The following is a 19,104-nucleotide window of genomic DNA, read 5'->3' on the forward strand; positions in this document are numbered from 1 at the left end:
GATACGAGCATTGATGCGGGCGCCCAAGTGGTGCGGGGGCTTAGCGCCCTGTCCATGCTGCGGCGAGCTTCTCCGCGGCCATCACCACAACGGCGTTGGTTGCTTGGGAGCTGACGTCGGGCAGCACCGAGGCATCGGCGACTCGCAAACCGACAACGCCGTGCACGGCGCCCGTGGAGTCGGTCACAGCCTCCGGCCGGCCTTTGGGCCCCATGGGAGCCGAAGCGGTCACATGAAGAGTCGACACGGCGTGGTTGCGGACGACGGCGCGGATCGCATCGAACTCGTCGGGTACCGGTGTCCCGTCGGGGAACACGTTGGCGATGACCCGAGATCGGAGCGCCTCTGACCTGGTTAGTTCGGTGTATAGCTTGATCCCTTCAGCCAACGCATCGGCTTCCGCGTCGGTAGAAAGCAGGTTGAGCTCCACCGCTGGATCAGCCTCGGGATCGGTACTGGTCAAGTACATCTGGCCGCGTGACGTCGGCCGGCACTGGCACACCACTGCCCCGAAGCCGACCCCCGTGGGAGACAACGCGACATTCGGCAATTGATTGAACCCGATATAGAGGTCGAGGCTTTTGCCGTGATTGTTAGAGCTTCGGGTCCAAAGTCCAGCACCGATCGGCGGCTTGGACCGGCTCCCCCCGCGATGAGTGTTGGACTGAACATAGACGTTCGCCTGGTCGCTGAGATTTTGCCCAACGGGCAGGTTGCGGACCAGCGGGATACCGAGTTCCGCAAGATGCTCCTGGGGTCCGATCCCTGATCTCAATAAGATCGCTGCGGTGCCGATTGTTCCGGCTGACAGCACTATCGTGCTTGCTGCAACCTCACTGCCATCGGTAAGCACCACGGCCTTGGCGACGTTTCCGTCGAATCGGATCCTGCCTACCGTCGAGTCGCCGCGAATTGTCAAATTCGACCGAGCGCGCACCTTGTCGTTCAAATAGGCGATGGCAGTGTTAACGCGTAGCCGCCCAACCACATTGCTCGGATAAATGGCAACCCCGGGATCAACCTGAAGCGACATGTCTTCGGCGAAAGGAAAGCCCAATTCTTGGGAGGATCGCACAAACGCCTGGCCGTCCTCGGTGAGGTCATCCAGCGCCCGGAGATGCACGGGAATGGGACCGGACCTGCCATGCCACCGGTCATCACCGAAATCGGCGGTCTCGCACTTTTTGTAGAATTCTAAGGTTTCCTCGAATCCCCAATCGGGCAGCCCGTACCGGGCCCATCGGCCATGATCGTCACGGGTAGCACGAACAAATGCCGCCGCGTTGATGGACGACCCACCGCCAAGGATTTTCGCTCGCAGCACACCTGTGATTTGGTGAGATCGGTTGTGAAGCGCGGGCCACTGGCAGGTTTCGTCCCCTCCGTACTTATCATATGCGGTAACAATCTCCGGAAAACCATCATTCTTAGGCGCCGCTCCCGCCTCAATAAGAAGCACCTGATAATCCGGGCGTTCGCTAAGCCGGGAAGCGACAACCGCACCGGCGGAACCACCCCCTACGACAATATGACTGAAGGTGTGGTGTTTACCCTTGTTCTCCGGCACGGTAGTTTCCTTCGCTAATTCCGGCAAACCGTCACAGCAGCGGCCGATATTTCACCGCTGCAGGTGTTCTCATTTCCTCTGGAGGGGGCTGCATTCAGAAAATCATGGCTAGAAAAGCGATCCTGAATTACGGCTCCAAAACAACCGCCACCTAGGAAAGGCCACGTCTCTCACGCCCGTGGATATCGGGCTTGACCGCATCGTGACCTCCCCTAGGTGGCAGTAATTGCCTCGATTCAGACGCTACGGGAATCTAGTTTCCATGTCAACCAAATTCGTCGTCTGGTCTTGAGGGCTGTCCGCGAATGAATCGCTCGAGATCACGAGCCGGTAGGGCACTTGAAAGCCTCAATGGGACTGGCGTTTTCGTCTAGTTGGCGTCGTTGCTCCGGGAGGTTGGCCCTCCGTGAGCGCGGGGTTTCACCTGCGTGTCGCAGCACTTTGTGTGCGGCTGCGGTACGGCGTTGACGCGGGAGGTAAGCGAAGTCCGGTGCCTCGTAGTGCGAAGAGGTCAGCCCTGCAAGGGTTTTCGCTTAACACCTCGTTCCAGATTTGGTCACGTCCATATGGTCCGCTCAGTGGGATGAAACATTGCCTAACTTGGATCAGGCATCGCTAATGTGAGCGCACTCACATGACCTATGGATGGGGATTCTCAATGCGTGAATCGAAAACGCGGGCAATGTCGCGTGTCCTGACGACGGTGATCGCCGCCCTCGTCTTCTCGATCGTCACCGCGGTCGTGGCCTGGGCGGCCGATCCGATGACCATTACCTTTGTGCGACACGGCGAGTCCGAAGGCAATGCGTCGGGGAAGATCGACACCTCGGTCCCCGGGCCCCACCTCACGGCGACGGGCCAACAGCAGGCCAAGGATGTCGCCGACAAGCTCGGCGGTGGCTTCGACGGCATTTACGCGTCGGACATGATCCGCACCCAGGAGACGGCCAAGCCCATGGAGGACAAGCTGGGGCAGAAGGCCACCGTGCTGGGTGGGCTGCGCGAGATCGGTGCGGGCATCTTCGAAGGGCAATCGGAGAAGGAAGGCATCGGCCGGATCGGATACATCACCGCGCCCCTGCTGTGGACGTTGGGCGCCCGTTTCGTGCCCGTGCCCGGAGGTGAGGACGGCAACGCGTTTGATGCTCGTGTCGATGACTCGGTGAAGACGATCTATGAGAACGGCGACCGCAATGCCGTGGTCTACTCGCACGGGGCCACCATCATGTTCTGGGTCATGATGAACGTGGACAATCCGGATCCCACCCTGCTGCTCTCCGACCCGCTCAGTAACACCTCGGTGGTGAAGGTGGAGGGCACACCGGAGGGCGGCTGGACGCTCAAGGAGTGGAATGGCAAGCCCGTCAACCAGAACCCGTCATTGCCGACCAAGCTGTTTGTAGATTTCCGCAACTTCTTCGTACAGCCGCAAACCACGGCGTATCGCATTCAGCAGGCGATCGCGACCGGCGACATCTCCAAGGTGGCCGACGAGGTCGCCAAGGGAGTGGTAGACGTCATCAAGTCCACGGTGCACTTCCCGGTGGCGGTGGCGCGCGACGTCGTCAACGAGGTGCGCGGCGCATGGCCGAAGGTGCTGGACCAATCCGTCAAGCCGGAGTCCACAGTGGCCGAAAGTAAGGTGACGGAGAGTAAGTCGACTGCTGCGCGCGAATCCAACGCCAACACCGAGCCCCACGAGTCGAAGCTCTCCGACGCGAAGGTCATCGAGGCGAAGACGACTGCCACGGTGGTCGAGGTGGCAATGGAGAAGCCGGCCGGATTGGCCAAGCCGGCCACCAAGACCGATGAATCGGCTGCGCCGGAAGTAAAGTCGCCCGAAGTAAAGGCGCCAGAGGCGAATGTGCCGGAAGTAAAGAGTCCTGCCGTTCAGGCTCCGGCGGACAAACGGCTGGCGAAGGTCATTGCGCTGCCCAGCAAGCCGGTCAAGGCGAACGGTGCAACGGATTTGAGCGGCGGCAACAAGTCCGAGCCGGGTAAAACCCCGCGCGGCGTGCCGAGCGTCAAGGAACACCTTCCGGCCGCGCTTCAGAAGGCCTCTGACGCGGTTCAGAAGATCACGGGCACGCCGTCCAAACCCGAACCCGCCGTGACCACCGGTAACAAGAGTGAACCGGCAGGCGGGGAGCCGAAGGCGGCCAAACCGGCGACCTCCGGCCCGTCGAAGAGCGGCGGGACCGAGGGATCGGGAGCTGGCGGCTCATCCCACAAGGACGCTGCCTAACGAGCTGTCCTCGGCTCCATCGGTCACCGATGGAGCCGAGGATGCGCCCTGCCCGCGATGAGTGGAAGGTCAAGGTATGACTTGAGTCCCGGCTCGGCCCTGCATACGTATGGCACGGAGTTGACGCAGTGCGCGGCTGTCGCGACCACGCCCTCGTTGGCGACGAGCCCGGCCTCAACGCTGTGGGGATGAAAGCCGGTGATCGTGCACGATGAGGAGGGAGTGCCATGCACTTCAACCTCGTAGCGCGGGCCCGTCGGGCCGAATGACCAGGCGGGTTCCAAGTGTTCTTCGCCCATCAGCCAGTTCACGGCGATTCGTGCGACCGCCTCGTCCCCTACGAATGCCTCCCACGAGAATTGCTGACCGGCAACGCATCCGGGTTTGATGATGCCGATCGGAGAATCGATGTCTGCGGTGGCGACGGCGACCTTGAGGCTAGGTCGGATCTCCACCTCTGCGAAACCCATGCCATCGAGGATCATTCGCAGGGACTGTTTGAACCCGCCGCCCAACAGTTTGGGCATGGGGCCGCTGATAGCTTCTTCGGGGGTGCCGCCGAACTTCATGATGTGCCGGATGACGTCGGGAGCGCCATAGGTGCGGATGTCTGAGTACTCCTCAGCACGCACGTAAGTTACGGCCGATGTCATGGACGAGAAGATCAACGGATAAAGATCGGTGATGCCGCCGGGGTCAATTCCCGTGCCGTGCAGCGTTACTCCGGCCTGGCGCGCGGTGGCATCCAGGTCGACGCCAGAACTGTCTGGGTAGAACCAACCGACCGGGGTAACCACATTCTTTCCTGAGGCGAGCAATGCCGAAACCTCGGACGGATTGGGAAGCAGCGGGCTGTAGATCACGCAGTCGGCGTCCAGGGCGAGGATGTCTTCCAGACTGTTGGTTGTTGTGACGCCGAGGGGTGCCTGCCCGATGAGCTCTCCGATATCGACGCCGGTCTTTTGCGGGGAGTGTACCCAGCACCCCACCAGCTGTAGCTCCGGATGGGCGCGCACCGCGCGGATTGCGGCCTTGCCCACTTCGCCCGTCGCCCACTGGACCACTCGATAGACCATGTTATTGCCTCCTCGCAACCGGTAGCCTCAGACCTGCATAACACCAAACAAGTGCTTGGTCCAGATCTTGAGAGGTGGGAATCTCGGTGATTAGACATGGATTTCGGTTTGGTACGAATCTGATCTCCCATGGCGATCCTGTTCAGATCCGAGAGCAGGTGCGTCAGGCCGAGGATTGCGGGGTGGACGTTGTCGTGGTTCCCGATCACCTTGGTGTGGGTGCGCCCTTCCCGGTGATGCTTGCCGCCGCGAGTGCCTCGACGAGCATCCGGGTCGGAAGCTTCGTACTGACTACCGGTTTCTATTCGCCGCGTCTACTTGCGCGCGACATTGCCACGATTGACCGGCTCACCGGCGGCCGCGTCGAGATCGGATTGGGAGCCGGTTATGTCGAGCAGGAGTACGAGGCGGCAGGAGTGCCGTTCCTGAGTCCCGCCGGACGCGTGCAGCAGCTCGCCGATGCTCTCGGTGCGCTGCGGGGGTTGCTTTCGAGCCCGCAGCACTGGCCGCGGCCCGTCCAGGTTCCCATACCGATCATGATCGCGGGCAAGGGGGACAAGATCCTGAAACTTGCGGCTCAGCAAGCCGATATCGTTGCCATCTCCGATGCGAAGACGAACGCCGATCTCGCCGAACGTGCCGCGTACGTGCTGGCCGCGGCCGGTCACCGCACTGACACGCCGGAACTGAATTTGGGGATATTCGATGTCGCGATTGACCGCGCACCGGATCTGGGGCTGATGCGTGTCTACCGGCCGCATGATTCCGATGAACAGCTACTCGCCTCTCCTACGCTGTTGCACGGGTCCAAAGGGGCGCTCATCGAGCGGATCATCGCGCTTCGCGAAGAACTTGGCATTTCCTATCTTACGTACATGGGAGTAGATCCACGCGGGCTCAAGGATTTTCACGTGCTGATTGCCGCCCTCAGATAGTGACTTTCGCATCTAGTTCTGGTCGCCGCGGTCGGCGATCATGCAGTCATGACGCCCGACTCGCAACCCGTGACCCTGCTGGAAAAGTACGAAAGCTGGACGCTGCTGTCCAGCGCCAAGCTAGGAAGATTGGTCGTGGTGATCGATGGAAGACCCGAGATCTTCCCGATCAATTTTGTGACCCAACGTGGCACCGTGCTGTTCCGGACAGCCGAGGGCACCAAGCTTTTCGGTGCCGTCGTGAGCGATGAGGTGCTGTTCGAGGCGGACGATCACAACGACATCGGTGGCTGGAGTGTCGTGGTGCGTGGTGCGGCACAAGTGCTGAACTCGTCGGCCGACATCGACGAGGCCGACCAGGGTGGCCTCTACCCGTGGATACCCACCGTGAAGCTGCATTACGTGCGCATCATCCCGGCGCAGATCACCGGCCGCCGCTTTGTTTTCGGACACGAGCCGGACGGCGGCCACGTTCCGGGCTAGTGCCCGACGTGCGCCTCGGCGCGCATGCGCTCGGACATGTGCGGGTAGTGCAGCTCGAATGCCGGTCGCTCCGAACGGATTCGGGGTAGCTCGGTGAAGTTGTGCCGCGGCGGCGGGCAGCTGGTGGCCCACTCCAGGGAGTTGCCGAAACCCCACGGGTCGTCGACCGTGACAACCTCGCCGTACCGGTAGCTCTTGAACACATTCCACACGAACGGAAGCATCGACGAACCGAGAATGAACGCGCCGATCGTCGACACGACGTTCAGCCCCGTGAAGCCATCGGTGGGCAGGTAGTCGGCATACCGGCGCGGCATACCCTCATTGCCCAGCCAGTGCTGCACCAGGAACGTGGCATGAAAGCCTATGAACGTCAGCCAGAAATGGAACTTGCCGAGGCGCTCGTCGAGCAGACGGCCTGTCATCTTCGGGAACCAGAAGTAGACGCCCGCGAAGCTGGCGAACACGATGGTGCCGAACAACGTGTAGTGGAAGTGGGCCACCACGAAGTACGAGTCGGTGACGTGGAAATCGATGGGGGGAGCGGCCAGCAGCACGCCGGTCAGGCCACCGAAGAGGAAGGTGACCAGAAAACCGATCGAGAACAGCATGGGCGTTTCGAAGGTCAGCTGGCCCTTCCACATGGTGCCGATCCAGTTGAAGAACTTGATACCCGTGGGAACGGCGATCAGGAACGTCATGAAGGAGAAGAACGGCAGCAGCACGGCGCCGGTGGCATACATGTGGTGCGCCCACACCGCGATGGACAAGGCCCCGATGCCCAGGGTTGCAAAGACCAGCGTGGTGTAACCGAAGATCGGTTTGCGGCTGAACACCGGGAAGATCTCCGACACCACACCGAAGAACGGCAGGGCCAACACATATACCTCGGGGTGTCCGAAGAACCAGAACAGGTGCTGCCACAGCAGGACACCGCCGTTGGCGGGATCGAAGATGTGCGCGCCGAGGTGCCGGTCGGCCGCGAGCCCGATAGCGGCCGCCGCCAGCAGCGGAAACACCAGCAGGACCAAGACGCTGACCACCAGGATGTTCCAGGTGAAGATCGGCATCCGGAACATCACCATGCCGGGGCAACGCATACAGACGATGGTGGTGATCATGTTGACCGCACCCAGGATGGTGCCCAGACCGCCGACGGCAACGCCCAGGATCCACAGGTCCGCACCGGCACCCGGCGAGTGAATGGCATCCGAGAGCGGGGTGTAGGCGGTCCAGCCGAAGTCTGCGGCGCCGCCGGGGGTAATGAAGCCGGCCATCGCGATGAGAGCACCGAACAAGAAGAGCCAGAACGATAATGCGTTCAGTCGGGGAAAGGCCACGTCGGGGGCGCCGATCTGTAATGGCAGCACCACGTTGGCGAAGCCGAACACGATGGGCGTTGCGTAGAACAGCAGCATGGCGGTGCCGTGCATGGTGAAGAGCTGGTTGTATTGCTCGTTGGACAGGAATGCGAGCCCCGGCGTGGTGAGTTCGGCGCGGATCAGCAGCGCCATCAGACCGCCCACCATGAAGAAGGCGAAACACGTGACGAGGTACATGATTCCGATCAGCTTGTGATCGGTGGTGGTAACAAGTCTGTAGATAAGAGAGCCTTTGGGCCCTAGTCGAGGGGGAAAGGGGCGACTTGCCGTCAGTTCGAGAGATGATGTAGCCACAGGAAACCTCCATACAAGACAGTCCGATTCGCCTGTGTACGTGAGGCATTTCCTGTGGACATCATGCCATAGTCGCTACACGTCGCGCGCCCGCTGCAGATCGGCTATCGAGGACCAGTCCAGGTCGGCCTGCCCGTTGGCCAGCGCCTCATCGAGAATCGTTCGCAGTACCTCGCCGAAGGGCAGTCGCAAGCCGGTATCTGCCGCGACGTCGAGAGCCAGCCCGACATCCTTGCGTCCCAGAGTGGTTGTGAAACCAGCGGGTTGGTAGGTGGAGGTGGCGATGAGCTTGCCGTAGCTGCTGTACGCCGGACCCTGGAACAGGGTGCTGGTCAGCAAGTCGATCAGCAGTTCGGAGTCCACGCCGGATCGTTCGGCCATGCTGACGGCCTCGCTCAGCGACTGAATGGCCGATGCGATCAGGAAGTTTCCGATGATCTTGACGACATTGGCCTGTCGAGGCACATCGCCTAATCGCCAGGTGCGCGCCCCGATGACGTCGAGGAATGGTTGTGCTCTGTCGATTTGGTCGGAGGCGCCCGCCGACAACACCTGCAGTTGCCCGGCCTGCGCCACAGGGACCCGGCCGAACACCGGCGCGGCAACGTACCCCACGCCGTGCTCGGCATGCAGTGCCGTGGCCCGGTCGGCCAGCTGCGTGCTGACGGTCGCAAGGTTGACATGCAAAGCTCCCGATGCTGCTCCGAGAATCTCTGGTGTCAAAAGGGTTTCGGTTACGGCGTGGTCGTCGGCCAGCACGGAGAACACCACTGCGGAGCCGAAGGCCTGTGCGGGGGAACGGAGTGGGCGAGCGCCCGCAGCCGACAGTTCGTCGACGGGGCCGGGAGACCTGTTCCACACGGAGACTTCATGTCCGGCCTGAAGAAGATTGTGTGCCATGGCCTTTCCCATGGCTCCGAGTCCGACGACGGCAATTGTGCTCACGGGTGCGCTCCTTTTTCAGTAGGCCAGTTGGTGAAGATCTCGGTGTAGTCGTGGCTCATCAGTTCGATGACGGTCCCCCATGGATCGGTGAGGTAGGACATGGTCCATGGTCGGCCGGCCACGACGGCGCGTGGCGGGGTGATGACCCGTCCACCGGCCGCGGCAACGGCGTGTGTCTGTTTCTCCACGTCGAGAACCGTGAGGCATAGATGCCAGGTGCCGCGCCGGGTGTATTCGACGGGTACGTCAGGCCGTGGATCCGTGACGGGATCGATGAATTCAAAGAGTTCGATCCCCACCCCGTTTCTTGTCTGTAGACCGGCCATGCGCGCCTGGCTGAATCGACTGTCCAGCCCGGGTGGGAGCTCGCCGGCCGGTCCGGGTTCGAGTGTGTGCGGACCCATGACGCATTCGAATCCGAACACGTCGCGATACCAGTCGATTCCCGCAGCGATATCGGGAACGGTAATCCCGACGTGATTGACGGACATCTCTCCTCCAATGAACCGGTTTAGGCGGTTCTACCGTAGGGCATCATCGATGCCTTGTCGAACCGGTTAGTGTGGTTCACATGGCAGAGGATCCTCGCGTGGTGTTTCGGCTGGACAACGCGGTGCTGGCCTTCCGTTTCACCGCGACGGTTTTCGACCGCGCCGGGGCGGCAAGCGAGCGGCTCACCAACCCGGGGCGGCTGGGGCTGTGGTTGCAGGCCAACGGATTGAGTTTCTCGGACGAGCCGTTGACCGGCGCGGAGCTGGCAGCCGCGACGGAGCTTCGCGAGACCATCCACCGTGCGGGTGCGCAGGTCGCTGGCGGCGGCAGGATCGCACCGGCGGCGGCCCGGACGCTGAACGCCTTCTCCCGAAACGGAAAGGCGTACCGGCTGTTCGAGAACGGCGAGGCAATCTGGCAGGGCGAGTGTGTCGCGGACGCCCTGTCGATCATTGCCGCCGATGCCATTGAGACACTGGGTGGGCCCGATCGCGATCGGGTGAAGTCATGCTCGGATGAGCAGTGCCATGGCCTCTACGTCGACACCAGCCGCGCCAACAACCGGCGCTGGTGCAACATGAACACCTGCGGGAACCGCGCCAAAAAGGCTGCCATGAGCCGCCGGGGTTAGTGGGCGTGCATGACACCCCAGGTCGGCAGAGGATCGGGGAAGCTGTGCCACGTCTCGGGGCCGCTCGCGAGCTCATCATCGGTGAGCAGCGCGGATTCCAGGAGATGCTGCACACGCGGCCGGTCCAGCCGCACGCCGATGAAGACAATCTCCTGCCCCGGTGCGACCTCGGTGTTGCGCCAGAACTGAGCGGGTTCGATCGTCAGGTTCGGTCCCGCCTGCGACCAGATCGCCGCGATGTCGGGGCGGCTGGCGATCCAGCAGAATCCCTTGCTGCGCAACAATCCTTGCAGCGCTTCCAGTGCCGCGTTGAGGCGTTGGGGATGAAACGGCCGGTCCGATCGGAAGGTCATGCTGCTGATGCCGTATTCCTCGGTTTCGGGCGTGTGCCCGTCGGCGATTTCCTCGTCCCAGCCCGGTGCCTGGGCGGCCAGCTCGGGGTCGAACAATCCCGTCTGTAGTACGAGATCGAGGTCGACGGAGCCGCCAGTGGAGCGCACGATCGTTGCGGTGGGATTGAGGCGGCGCAACAGTGTCTCCACCATTCCGAGGGTCCGTTCGTTCACCAGGTCCACCTTGTTGAGGATCAGAACGTCGGCGAACTCCACCTGATCGGTGAGCAGGTCGGCGATGGACCGGGCGTCCCCGTCGGCGGCGGCCATATCGCGGTCGGCCAGGGCCTCGCCGCGGGCCAGCTCGGGCAGGAAGGTGGAAGCATCGACGACCGTCACCATGGTGTCGAGCTTGGCCACCTGCCCGAGGCTCGTTCCGTCCTCGAATTCCCAGGTGAACGAGGCAGCCACCGGCATGGGTTCGGAGATGCCGGTCGATTCGATGACGAGTTGGTCGAATCGGTTCTGTCGGGCCAGGTTTCCGACGGCTTCGATCAGATCCTCACGCAGGGTGCAGCAGATGCAGCCGTTGGTGAGTTCGACGAGCCGCTCCTCGGTGCGGTCCAGGTGTCCGGTGCCCGCAACGAGGGCGGCGTCGATGTTCACCTCGCTCATATCGTTGACGATCACCGCGACGCGGCGTCCCTCGGTGTTGGCAAGGATGTGGTTGAGCAGGGTGGTTTTTCCGGCTCCGAGAAATCCGGAGAGCACGGTTACGGGTAAGAGCGGGGCTGTGGTCACATGATAATGATAACCATTATCATTAAGAAGTCGACGCCAGGATGCCCTTCAACGTCTCGCGCCCCTCGGAATCCAGCGGCAGTAGCGGGCGTCTCGGATTGCCGACGGCGCGCCCCTGCAGTTCCAATCCGGCTTTGACGGTTGTCGGCAAGCCGCCGGCGACGATGAACTGCAGCAGCGGCTTGAGTCCCTTGTAGATCGATGCGGCGTCATCATGGCGCCCGGCGCGTACCGCCTCGTAGAGATCCAGACACGGCTGCGGCGCCAAACACGGTGCAGCGGTGCACCATCCGGACGCGCCCGCGTTGAGAGCGTCGAGCACCAGTGGGTTGCTGCCGTTGTAGAAGGGCAGCTGTCCGTCGCTGAGGCGTTGAATGCCGAGCATTCGGTTGAGGTCGCCCGTCGACTCCTTGACCATGGTGAAGTTGTCGATGTCGCGGAACATCGAGACCAAGAGCTCGGGCCTCATGTCCACGCCGCTGGTGGCGGGGTTGTTGTAGGCCATCACCGGAATATCGATGGCCGCCGCCACCGAGGCGTAGTGCTGTGCGATCTCGCGGTCGCTGAGCTTCCAGTACGAGACCGGTAGCACCATCACCGCATCGGCCCCGGCCTGCTGGGCATGCCGGGCTCGCCGAATGGTGTTGGCGGTAGTCAGATCCGAGGCGCCGACGATGACGGGCACCCTCTTGTTGACAGCGGCTACGGTGGTGTCGACCACGGCGTCGAATTCGCGCTCCTCGAGATAGGCGGATTCGCCGGTGCTGCCCAATGGCGCGATGGCGTGGACCCCGTCCTCGACGAGCCGGGACACCAGTTCGGCGAGCCGATCGGTGTCCACGGTGTCATCGGGGAAGAAGGGGGTGACGGGGTAGGCGATGATTCCGTGAAACTGTGGCGTGGATGTCATGCGGTCTTCCTCAGGGTCGCAGGGTGATTGGCGAGCGCGGTACGGGCGTAGTAGGCAAAGTTGGCGACGCTACGCCGGGGGGTGAGCGTCCAGTCGTGGGCCTCGCGGGCCAGCCGATCGGGCAGAGGGGCAATGGTTCCCGCTGCCATGGCGGCGAGCTGCAGCTTGGCGCCCCTCTCGATCAGCACTGCCAGCGAGCAGGATTCTTCGACGGAGGCGCCGGCGACGACATGGCCGTGGTGGGCGAGCAGTATCGCCTTCTTGTCTCCCAGCGCGGCCGAGATGATCTCGCCCTCTTCGTTTCCGACGGGCACGCCCGGCCAGTCGGGTAGGAAGGCGCAATCGTCATACAGTGGGGCTATATCCATCTGCGACACCACCAGCGGTGTCTCCAGCATGGACAGCGCCGCAACATGGAACGGGTGAGTGTGCACGATGCACTGCACGTCGGGGCGGGCCCGGTAGATCCAGCTATGGAAACGGTTGGCAGGGTTGGCCATTCCGGATCCTTCGAGAACGTTGAGATCCTCGTCGACCAGTAGCAGGTTCTCCTCGGTGATTTCGTCGAATCCAAGTCCGAGCCGCTGGGTGTAGAAGGTGCCGGGTTCTTCGGCGCGCGCGGTGATCTGTCCGGCGAGGCCGGAATCATGCCCGCGATCGAACAGTGCGCGGCAGGTGAGTGCGACCTTCTGCCGTGTGGTCCATTCCGAGTCGGAGAAGTGCGTCTCCATGCTGCGCTCGGCGCGATTCATCAGAGCCGACTTGGTGTCCTGAAGTGTGGTGGCCATTTTCCGTGCTCCTTTCTGGTCTCGGGCTGTTCGACCACCACCATATGACACAAAGTGTCATATGGTCAACAGTGTTGTATCGGGTTTGTCATCGGTGGCGAATAGGAACCTTCGTGTCACACTGGCCCCATGACATCGCTGGTTCGTGCGCTGCGCCGGGAACGTGGCCTGACCTTGGAAGAGCTGGGCAGCCGCACCGGTCTGACCAAGAGCTACCTATCGAAGGTTGAGCGAGAGCACAGCACGCCATCGGTATCCGTTGCGATACGCATCGCTCAGGCGCTTGAGGTCGACGTCAGCCGGCTGTTCACCAATGACGCCCATGAGTCCCGCGTGGTGGTGGATCGCGGCGCGGATGAATGGGATGACAGCAAGTTCCATGCGCTGAGCACCGAGATGCTCGGCAAGATCATGACGCCGTTCCTGGCCAGTCCCTCCACGGAGTTCGCCGAACACAGGTCCTCCCACGAGGGCCAGGAGTTCGTGTTCGTGCACCGCGGGTCGATCGAGTTGCAGTGTGAGGACGTCAGTTATGTCCTCGACGAAGGGGACAGTGCCTACCTCGACGCCACCCGGACCCACCGGATTCGCCGCATATCCAAGACGCAGGCGCTGGTAGTCATCGTCGCCGCAACCTAGCGCGTGCGGCCCCGCGCCTCGCGGTAGTAGCGCACCAGCGCGTCGGTGGAGCTGTCGGTCTGCTGGGCCGGGGATGCGTCGTCGGTGATGACCGGCAGCAGGGCGATGGCCTGCTTCTTGCCCAGCTCCACACCCCACTGGTCAAAGGAGTCAATACCCCAGACCGTCCCCGCGGTGAACACCTCGTGCTCGTAGAGCGCGATCAGCTGTCCTACGGTCGAGGGGGTCAGCTTGCTGGCGAGAATGGTTGTGCTGGGCCGGTTTCCGGGCATCACCTTGTGAGGTACGACATGAGGCGCGGTGCCTTCGGCGGCGATCTCCTCGGCGGTCTTGCCGAAGGCCAGCACCTGCGTCTGCGCGAAGAAGTTGCTCATCAGCAGGTCGTGCATGCTGCCCGTGCCGTCGGCGGTGGGCAGATCGTCGGTGGGCTCGCTGAAGCCGATGAAGTCGGCCGGAATCAACCGGGTGCCCTGGTGCAGCAGTTGGTAGAAGGCATGCTGACCGTTGGTTCCGGGCTCGCCCCAATAGATGTCGCCGGTATCGACGGTCACGGGCGCGCCATCGGCCTTCACCGACTTGCCATTGGATTCCATGGTCAGTTGCTGCAGGTATGCCGCGAAGCGTGCCAGGTCGTTCGAGTAGGGAAGCACTCCACGCGACTGTGCGCCAAAGAAATTCGAGTACCAAAGACCGATGAGACCCAGCAGTGCTGGCGCATTCTCCGTCAGGGGTGCGGTGCGGAAGTGCTCGTCAACGGTATGGAACCCGGCCAGGAATTCACCGAATGCCTCACGCCCGATCACCGCCATGACGGACAGGCCGATCGCCGAGTCCACCGAGTAGCGACCGCCGACCCAATCCCAGAAGCCGAACATGTTCGCGGTGTCGATTCCGAACTCCGACACCAGCTTCGCATTGGTGGAGACGGCCACGAAGTGCTTGGAGACGGCGTCCTCACCGAGTGCGTCCACGAGCCAGCGCCGTGCCGCCGTCGCGTTGGTGAGCGTCTCCAGCGTCGAGAACGTCTTCGAGGCAATGATGAACAGCGTTGTCGCCGGGTCCAGGCCGGCGAGTGTGGCCACCAGGTCCGCGGGGTCGACATTGGAGACGAAGTGCGCCGAGATCCCGGCGTCGGCATAGTGTCGCAGTGCCTGGTAGACCATCACCGGCCCCAGGTCCGAACCGCCGATCCCGATGTTGACGACGGCGGTGATGCGCTGCCCGGTAGCCCCGGCCCACTCGCCGCTGCGCACCCGGTCGGTGAAGTCGCCCATGGCATCGAGCACCTGATGTACATCGGCGACAACGTCCTGCCCGTCGACCACCAGCTGCGCGTCGCGCGGCAGGCGCAGCGCCGTGTGCAGGACCGCGCGGTCTTCGGAAGTGTTGATATGCGCACCGGCGAACATCGCATCGCGGCGCCCCTCGAGATCGGCCGCTTTGGCCAAATCGATTAACAGTGCAAGGGTTTCGCGAGTCAGGCGGTGCTTGCTGTAATCGATGTACAGGTCACCGACCGTCACAGTCAGGTCGCTTCCCCGGGTCGGGTCGTCGGCGAAGAACTCTCGAAGGTGGGTGGAGGCGATCTGCTTGTGATGAGTTTCCAGTGCCTGCCACGCCGCTGCGAGTGTCATGCGACCGAGCCTAGTAGTGGGGCTGAGACGGCGCAGTGCTGCCTATTGGTTGGCGCAGGTCACCCATCGACTGCTGATCCGGGCGAACCCGGCGATACCGGTCTTGGTCTCGGTCTTCCCGCCAGCCGACGCGGTAATGGTCACACGAGAGGAGGCGGTATCGCCGTTCACGACCGTCTTTTCCACCTTGTCCACGTTGATCTTCAGATCATCGGGCTGGCCTTGGAGGTCCTCGTCGGTGATCTTCACGCAGGACAGGGCGTTGAGCACGTCGAGATCCTTGGCGCCCAGCGCGGCGTAGAACGCCTTCAGGACGTTCGTCAGCTCACGCTCCTCCTCCTTGGTGCCCTCGCGCGGCACCGACGACGTGGTGGGGCCCGGTACCGAGATGCTGGTGGTGGCCGTCCCCGTGCTCGTCGTTGCGGTGGCAGTGGTCGTCGTGGCAGAGCTTGAGGCTGCGCCGCTGGTAGTCGTGCTGGGGGAACTGGTGGTGACGCTGCTCGTGCGGGTCCGCGACTTCGTCGTGGTCTTCGTCGTGCTGGTGCTGGGTGCCGCAGGGTTCACCAGCGGGACACCGAGCTTGACGGTCGGTCGGGACTGGGGCGTGTCCTCGATGGTCCGGTTGTTCTCGACCCAGAGACCCGCCGCAACCGCCGTCACCGCGGCAAGGCAGACCGCCAGTACCCCGATGACAATCTTGGTGGCATGCCTGGCGACGAACCGGCGCGTGGGCGTTGGCTCGGCGGCCACGGCCGCCTCCAGCTCGTAGTCCACCGGCTCACGGTCAGCATCCCCGGCCGGGCCGTCCTCTGGGATGGGTTTGTCCGCGGCGACGTCGTCCGCGGCATCAGGCTTGTCCGCACCCTTGTCTTGGTCGCTCAACGGATCCCTCCCTCATCGCCGATCCCCGCCGGATCAGTGTCCCAATCTGCCGCGACCCAGACGCAGCAGCAGCATGGCCAGAGTATGGCCTTCCTGGCCCAGTTCGCTGAAGCGCTCGAGAACCTTCATCTCGCGGCTGTGCACAAGGCGCGGGCCACCCGATGCCATCCGGGCCTTGCCGATTTCGCGGGAGACCTCGGTGCGGCGCTTGATCGCGGCGAGGATCTCCGCGTCGAGCCGGTCGATCTCCTTGCGCAGCTCATCGATGTCCGGCACGGACTCGGCAGCGTTGTTGGCGGCGTTCTCGGTCATTTGAGTAGTCATTCTGTCTCACACTTTCTCTTGGAGCGGTTCGATCCGCAATGCCGCCCCGGAATCCGGCCTCACAAGAGAGGAGCCCCGTAGTCCGGTAGCGGACTGCGGGGCTCGTGAATCGGCTAGACCACGGGCACCGGAGTCCGGTACCCGTAAAAAAATCGCTCGTGGTGGTCAAGCACATCAAAGAGTGTAGCTGACATGCGACGAACGCCGATGCGAAGAGCATCAGGCCAAGATTGTCCCTCGTCAGCGGTAAGTTAGATCGGTCATGGCTACACCTGATTCTCTTCGCTCCAGCGGTTCATCGGCCCTTCCCGAGCCCGCGCTCTTCGACATGCCCAGCGACTCGAGCTCGCACAGCGACGCCTTACTCGACGGCCTGAACCCGCAGCAGCGGGCCGCCGTCGCACACCAGGGGTCGCCGCTGCTGATCGTCGCTGGCGCCGGGTCCGGGAAGACCGCGGTGTTGACCCGTCGCATCGCTTACCTCCTGGCCGAGCGCGACGTGAGCCCAGGACAGATCCTGGCCATCACCTTCACCAACAAGGCCGCCGCCGAGATGCGTGAGCGCGTGGCGAACCTCGTGGGCCGACGTGCCAACTCCATGTGGGTCTCGACCTTCCACTCCAGCTGCGTGCGCATCCTGCGGAACCAGGCTTCTCTGCTGCCCGGACTGAACTCCAACTTCTCGATCTACGACTCCGATGACTCCCGGCGACTGCTGCAGATGATCGGGCGCGATATGAGCCTGGACATCAAGCGCTACTCACCACGCCTGCTGGCCACCGCCATCTCCAACCTGAAGAACGAGCTCATCTCGCCGGAGCAGGCGGTGGCCAACCTCAGCATCGACGACGATGCCGGTGAGCTGCGCCGAATCGTCGCCGACGTGTACGGCGAATATCAGCGGCGCCTGCGTGCGGCCAATGCCCTGGACTTCGACGACCTCATCGGTGAAACCGTGGCCGTGCTGCAGCAGTTCCCGCAGATCGCGCAGTTCTACCGCCGCAAGTTCCGGCACATCCTGGTTGACGAGTACCAGGACACCAACCACGCCCAGTACGTGTTGGTCCGCGAACTAGTGGGTGCTCACGTGGACCGCACGGTTGATCCGGACAGCCCGGAACCAGCGGAGCTGTGCGTGGTGGGCGACGCCGACCAGTCCATCTACGCGTTCCGAGGTGCCACAATTCGCAACATCGAGGAATTCGAGCGCGACTACCCCAACGCGAAAACCATTCTGCTGGAACAGAACTATCGATCCACGCAGAACATATTGAGTGCTGCCAACGCTGTTATCGCCAAGAATACCAACCGCAGAGAGAAGCGGTTGTGGACTGATTCCGGTGAGGGCGAGCTGATCGTGGGCTACGTCGCGGACAACGAACACGACGAGGCGTCGTTCATCGCCCGGGAGATCGACGGACTTTTCGATCGCAGCGACGCCAACTACGGCGACGTCGCGGTGTTCTATCGCACCAACAACAACTCCCGGTCACTTGAAGAGATTTTCATTCGAACCGGAATTCCGTACAAAGTCGTTGGGGGAGTGCGGTTCTACGAGCGTAAGGAAATCCGCGACATCGTCGCGTACCTACGAGTGCTGACCAATCCGGGTGATGCGGTGAGCCTGCGGAGAATCCTCAACACCCCGCGCCGGGGTATCGGTGATCGGGCCGAGGCGTGCGTGGCAGTGCATGCCGAAACCGCGGGCATCGGTTTCGGAGAAGCGCTCGCAGACGCCGCGGCAGGCAAGGTCGCGATGCTGAACTCTCGCTCCGAGAAGGCAATTGCCGCCTTCATGGACATGCTCGACGAGATTCGCGCCACGTTGCGCACTGACCCTGGGGCATTGCCCGATATCGGCGATGTGGTTGACGCCGTGCTCAACCACACCGGATATCGATATGAGCTGGAGAACAGCAGCGACCCGCAAGAGTTGGCGCGACTCGACAACCTCAATGAATTGGTCAGTGTTGCACACGAATTCAGTGCTGATGCGGCCAACGCCCAGGCGGCCGGCGAGGATCTGCCGGTCGACGACGAGGATGTCGGTGCGCCCCCGGGAAGCCTGGAGGCGTTCCTGGAACGGGTGTCGCTGGTGGCCGATGCCGACGAGCTGCCCGAATCCACCGCCGGTGTGGTCACGATGATGACCCTGCACACGGCCAAGGGGCTGGAGTTCCCGGTGGTCTTCGTGACCGGCTGGGAAGACGGCATGTTCCCGCACATGCGTGCCCTGGGAGATCCTGTAGAGCTGGCCGAGGAACGCAGGCTTGCCTACGTCGGGATCACGCGCGCCCGCCAGCGTCTGTATCTGAGCCGGGCCAAGGTGCGTTCATCGTGGGGGCAGCCCATGATGAACCCGGAATCGCGCTTCCTGCAAGAGATTCCACAAGACCTGATCGACTGGCGGCGCACCGATCCGCTGCCTGGCCGTATCGCGACGGGCTCCGGAAGCTACGGCGGCGGTGGCTACGGGTCTAGCGGATCACGCGGAGGATTTGGCGGTGGCGGCGGTTCGTTGGGCGCTCCCTCCAAGAAGCGCACCAAGCCGCTGCTGGTGCTGGAGCCCGGCGATCGCGTGAGTCATGACAAGTACGGGCTGGGCAAGGTCATGGAGGTCACCGGTGTCGGCGAGAGTGCCACATCGCTTATCGACTTCGGCAGTGACGGACGTGTGAAGCTGATGCACAACTTCGCGCCCGTCCAGAAGCTCTAGAACAAAAACACCGGGCGTGAGCCTCGAT

17 protein-coding genes are annotated in these 19,104 nt (G+C 62.8%); 6 read left to right on the forward strand and 11 right to left on the reverse strand.

Going from position 1 to position 19,104, the window contains the following annotated elements:
• Positions 1 to 40: 40 nt before the first annotated feature.
• Positions 41 to 1,567 (reverse strand): GMC family oxidoreductase, encoded by a 1,527-nt coding sequence (locus tag HBA99_RS05210; RefSeq protein ID WP_070951456.1) that lies wholly within the window; start codon positions 1,565 to 1,567, stop codon positions 41 to 43.
• A gap of 658 nt (positions 1,568 to 2,225) precedes the next feature.
• Here HBA99_RS05210 and HBA99_RS05215 point away from each other — a divergent pair.
• Positions 2,226 to 3,812, forward strand: a complete 1,587-nt coding sequence (locus HBA99_RS05215) for a histidine phosphatase family protein (RefSeq protein ID WP_234797154.1) — start codon at positions 2,226 to 2,228, stop codon at positions 3,810 to 3,812.
• 23 nt (positions 3,813 to 3,835) lie between these two features.
• Here HBA99_RS05215 and HBA99_RS05220 read toward each other — a convergent pair whose 3' ends face one another.
• On the reverse strand, positions 3,836 to 4,888 hold the full coding sequence (locus tag HBA99_RS05220) for an NAD(P)H-dependent amine dehydrogenase family protein (protein ID WP_070920451.1): 1,053 nt from the start codon (positions 4,886 to 4,888) through the stop codon (positions 3,836 to 3,838).
• 86 nt (positions 4,889 to 4,974) lie between these two features.
• Here HBA99_RS05220 and HBA99_RS05225 point away from each other — a divergent pair, with 86 nt between their 5' ends.
• Complete coding sequence (locus tag HBA99_RS05225) at positions 4,975 to 5,823, forward strand: TIGR03621 family F420-dependent LLM class oxidoreductase (RefSeq protein ID WP_234796990.1); 849 nt, start codon at positions 4,975 to 4,977, stop codon at positions 5,821 to 5,823.
• A 48-nt stretch (positions 5,824 to 5,871) separates the two neighbouring features.
• Complete coding sequence (locus tag HBA99_RS05230) at positions 5,872 to 6,306, forward strand: pyridoxamine 5'-phosphate oxidase family protein (protein ID WP_030094493.1); 435 nt, start codon at positions 5,872 to 5,874, stop codon at positions 6,304 to 6,306.
• Here HBA99_RS05230 and ctaD read toward each other — a convergent pair.
• The 3 genes from ctaD to HBA99_RS05245 all read right to left on the reverse strand — a co-directional run bounded on the left by ctaD (position 6,303) and on the right by HBA99_RS05245 (position 9,418).
• Positions 6,303 to 7,982, reverse strand: a complete 1,680-nt coding sequence (gene ctaD / locus HBA99_RS05235; RefSeq protein ID WP_070930960.1) for an aa3-type cytochrome oxidase subunit I — start codon at positions 7,980 to 7,982, stop codon at positions 6,303 to 6,305. The two genes, HBA99_RS05230 and ctaD, sit on opposite strands and share 4 nt — an antisense overlap.
• A 75-nt stretch (positions 7,983 to 8,057) precedes the next feature.
• Positions 8,058 to 8,927, reverse strand: coding sequence for an NAD(P)-dependent oxidoreductase (locus HBA99_RS05240; RefSeq protein WP_081343487.1), 870 nt, complete (start codon positions 8,925 to 8,927; stop codon positions 8,058 to 8,060).
• A complete protein-coding gene (locus HBA99_RS05245; RefSeq protein WP_030094496.1) occupies positions 8,924 to 9,418 on the reverse strand; it encodes a VOC family protein in 495 nt (164 codons plus the stop codon). The genes HBA99_RS05240 and HBA99_RS05245 overlap by 4 nt, the downstream gene beginning before the upstream one ends.
• A gap of 80 nt (positions 9,419 to 9,498) precedes the next feature.
• Between HBA99_RS05245 and HBA99_RS05250 the strand changes: the two genes are divergently transcribed.
• Complete coding sequence (locus HBA99_RS05250) at positions 9,499 to 10,050, forward strand: CGNR zinc finger domain-containing protein (protein WP_070922729.1); 552 nt, start codon at positions 9,499 to 9,501, stop codon at positions 10,048 to 10,050.
• Here HBA99_RS05250 and HBA99_RS05255 read toward each other — a convergent pair.
• The 3 genes from HBA99_RS05255 to HBA99_RS05265 are packed head-to-tail and all read right to left on the reverse strand — an operon-like array spanning position 10,047 to position 12,881.
• Entirely contained in the window at positions 10,047 to 11,183 is a 1,137-nt protein-coding gene (locus HBA99_RS05255; RefSeq protein ID WP_030094498.1) for a GTP-binding protein, read from the reverse strand. The genes HBA99_RS05250 and HBA99_RS05255 overlap by 4 nt on opposite strands.
• 22 nt (positions 11,184 to 11,205) lie before the next feature.
• Complete coding sequence (locus tag HBA99_RS05260) at positions 11,206 to 12,093, reverse strand: dihydrodipicolinate synthase family protein (protein ID WP_070920448.1); 888 nt, start codon at positions 12,091 to 12,093, stop codon at positions 11,206 to 11,208.
• On the reverse strand, positions 12,090 to 12,881 hold the full coding sequence (locus tag HBA99_RS05265) for an aldolase (RefSeq protein ID WP_030094500.1): 792 nt from the start codon (positions 12,879 to 12,881) through the stop codon (positions 12,090 to 12,092). The genes HBA99_RS05260 and HBA99_RS05265 overlap by 4 nt, the downstream gene beginning before the upstream one ends.
• A 129-nt stretch (positions 12,882 to 13,010) precedes the next feature.
• On the opposite strand from HBA99_RS05265, the gene HBA99_RS05270 reads away from it, so the two are divergent.
• Entirely contained in the window at positions 13,011 to 13,520 is a 510-nt protein-coding gene (locus HBA99_RS05270) for a helix-turn-helix domain-containing protein (RefSeq protein ID WP_030094501.1), read from the forward strand.
• Here HBA99_RS05270 and pgi read toward each other — a convergent pair.
• Genes pgi through HBA99_RS05285 form a run of 3 tightly spaced genes read right to left on the reverse strand, consistent with a single transcriptional unit; the run spans position 13,517 to position 16,360 of the window.
• Positions 13,517 to 15,154 carry a glucose-6-phosphate isomerase gene (gene pgi, locus HBA99_RS05275; protein WP_070930963.1) on the reverse strand — a complete coding sequence of 546 codons (1,638 nt, stop codon included), beginning with the start codon at positions 15,152 to 15,154 and terminating at the stop codon, positions 13,517 to 13,519. The genes HBA99_RS05270 and pgi overlap by 4 nt on opposite strands.
• A 42-nt stretch (positions 15,155 to 15,196) precedes the next feature.
• Complete coding sequence (locus tag HBA99_RS05280) at positions 15,197 to 16,036, reverse strand: hypothetical protein (RefSeq protein WP_070930965.1); 840 nt, start codon at positions 16,034 to 16,036, stop codon at positions 15,197 to 15,199.
• 33 nt (positions 16,037 to 16,069) lie between these two features.
• Complete coding sequence (locus tag HBA99_RS05285) at positions 16,070 to 16,360, reverse strand: chorismate mutase (protein ID WP_057963757.1); 291 nt, start codon at positions 16,358 to 16,360, stop codon at positions 16,070 to 16,072.
• Between the two features lie 328 nt (positions 16,361 to 16,688).
• Here HBA99_RS05285 and pcrA point away from each other — a divergent pair, with 328 nt between their 5' ends.
• Entirely contained in the window at positions 16,689 to 19,076 is a 2,388-nt protein-coding gene (pcrA, locus tag HBA99_RS05290) for a DNA helicase PcrA (protein WP_057963758.1), read from the forward strand.
• Positions 19,077 to 19,104 lie beyond the last annotated feature (28 nt).

This window comes from Mycobacteroides chelonae, from assembly GCF_016767715.1.
In the GTDB taxonomy this organism is placed as follows: Bacteria; Actinomycetota; Actinomycetes; order Mycobacteriales; family Mycobacteriaceae; genus Mycobacterium; species Mycobacterium gwanakae.

What these genes read in the sequence shown, in the direction of transcription:
- HBA99_RS05215 (WP_234797154.1), top strand. Translation starts at nt 2,226, where the DNA reads ATGCGTGAATCGAAAACGCGGGCAATGTCGCGTGTCCTGACGACGGTG.
- HBA99_RS05220 (WP_070920451.1), bottom strand. Translation starts at nt 4,888, where the DNA reads ATGGTCTATCGAGTGGTCCAGTGGGCGACGGGCGAAGTGGGCAAGGCC.
- HBA99_RS05230 (WP_030094493.1), top strand. Translation starts at nt 5,872, where the DNA reads ATGACGCCCGACTCGCAACCCGTGACCCTGCTGGAAAAGTACGAAAGC.
- HBA99_RS05245 (WP_030094496.1), bottom strand. Translation starts at nt 9,418, where the DNA reads ATGTCCGTCAATCACGTCGGGATTACCGTTCCCGATATCGCTGCGGGA.
- HBA99_RS05250 (WP_070922729.1), top strand. Translation starts at nt 9,499, where the DNA reads ATGGCAGAGGATCCTCGCGTGGTGTTTCGGCTGGACAACGCGGTGCTG.
- HBA99_RS05260 (WP_070920448.1), bottom strand. Translation starts at nt 12,093, where the DNA reads ATGACATCCACGCCACAGTTTCACGGAATCATCGCCTACCCCGTCACC.
- HBA99_RS05265 (WP_030094500.1), bottom strand. Translation starts at nt 12,881, where the DNA reads ATGGCCACCACACTTCAGGACACCAAGTCGGCTCTGATGAATCGCGCC.
- HBA99_RS05270 (WP_030094501.1), top strand. Translation starts at nt 13,011, where the DNA reads ATGACATCGCTGGTTCGTGCGCTGCGCCGGGAACGTGGCCTGACCTTG.
- pgi (WP_070930963.1), bottom strand. Translation starts at nt 15,154, where the DNA reads ATGACACTCGCAGCGGCGTGGCAGGCACTGGAAACTCATCACAAGCAG.
- HBA99_RS05285 (WP_057963757.1), bottom strand. Translation starts at nt 16,360, where the DNA reads ATGACTACTCAAATGACCGAGAACGCCGCCAACAACGCTGCCGAGTCC.
- pcrA (WP_057963758.1), top strand. Translation starts at nt 16,689, where the DNA reads ATGCCCAGCGACTCGAGCTCGCACAGCGACGCCTTACTCGACGGCCTG.